The following is a 1,561-nucleotide window of genomic DNA, read 5'->3' as shown; positions in this document are numbered from 1 at the left end:
GCGTGGGACCTGATTCCGTAGTAGTCAAGCGATGGGGTGACGCAGGAAGGTAGCTCCGCCAGGCGATGGTTGTCCTGGTGTAAGCGTGTAGGCCGTCATGTAGGCAAATCCGCATGGCAACAGGCTGAGACGTGATGCGTAGCCGTTTGAGGCGAAGTGGGTGATCCTATGCTGTCGAGAAAAGCCTCTAGTGAGTGCATGCACGGCCCGTACCCCAAACCAACACAGGTGGTCAGGTAGAGAATACCAAGGCGATCGGGTGAACTGTGGTTAAGGAACTCGGCAAAATGCCCCCGTAACTTCGGGAGAAGGGGGGCCAAGCGCTGTGATACCCCTTGCGGGTGGAGCGGTGGTTGGCCGCAGAGACCAGCGGAAAGCGACTGTTTACTAAAAACACAGGTCCATGCGAAGTCGCAAGACGATGTATATGGACTGACGCCTGCCCGGTGCTGGAACGTTAAGAGGACCGGTTAACTCCTTTCGGGGGGTGAAGCTGAGAATTTAAGCGCCAGTAAACGGCGGTGGTAACTATAACCATCCTAAGGTAGCGAAATTCCTTGTCGGGTAAGTTCCGACCTGCACGAATGGCGTAACGACTTTCCGGCTGTCTCGACCACAGGCCCGGCGAAATTGCATTACGAGTAAAGATGCTCGTTACGCGCGGCAGGACGGAAAGACCCCGGGACCTTTACTATAGTTTGGTATTGGTTTTCGGTTCGGCTTGTGTAGGATAGGTGGGAGACTGTGAAGCGCTCACGCTAGTGGGTGTGGAGTCGTTGTTGAAATACCACTCTGGTCGGATTGGGAATCTGAACCTCGGACCATGATCTGGTTCAGGGACAGTGCCTGATGGGTAGTTTAACTGGGGCGGTTGCCTCCTAAAGGGTAACGGAGGCGCCCAAAGGTTCCCTCAGCCTGGTTGGCAATCAGGTGTCGAGTGCAAGTGCACAAGGGAGCTTGACTGTGAGACAGACATGTCGAGCAGGGACGAAAGTCGGGACTAGTGATCCGGCACCTCCTGGTGGAAGGGGTGTCGCTCAACGGATAAAAGGTACCCCGGGGATAACAGGCTGATCTTGCCCAAGAGTCCATATCGACGGCATGGTTTGGCACCTCGATGTCGGCTCGTCGCATCCTGGGGCCGGAGTAGGTCCCAAGGGTTGGGCTGTTCGCCCATTAAAGCGGCACGCGAGCTGGGTTTAGAACGTCGTGAGACAGTTCGGTCCCTATCCGCCGCGCGCGCAGGATACTTGAGGAAGGCTGTCCCTAGTACGAGAGGACCGGGACGGACGGACCTCTGGTGTGCCAGTTGTCACGCCAGTGGCATGGCTGGTTGGCTATGTTCGGAAGGGATAACCGCTGAAGGCATCTAAGCGGGAAGCCTGTTCCAAGATGAGGTATCCCACCCCATGTGGGTTAAGGCCCCCAAGAGACGATTGGGTTGATAGGCCAGAAATGGAAGCACAGTAATGTGTTGTCGAGTTGACTGGTACTAATAGGCCGAGGACTTGCCCACAAAGATCGCTCGCATCCACTCTACGGTTCTGAAACACCACACCGG

1 rRNA gene is annotated in these 1,561 nt (G+C 56.0%); it reads left to right on the top strand.

The features are described from left to right. Positions 1 to 1,516 (top strand): 23S ribosomal RNA (locus ACFXI3_RS47080); the annotation flags it as partial. Between the last annotated feature and the right edge of the window lie 45 nt (positions 1,517 to 1,561).

It is taken from the genome of Amycolatopsis sp. NPDC059235, assembly GCF_042754125.1.
In the GTDB taxonomy this organism is placed as follows: domain Bacteria; phylum Actinomycetota; class Actinomycetes; order Mycobacteriales; family Pseudonocardiaceae; genus Amycolatopsis; species Amycolatopsis albidoflava.
Note: the sequence above shows the minus strand (reverse complement) of the source record. Positions and strands in the feature narration are given on the sequence as shown.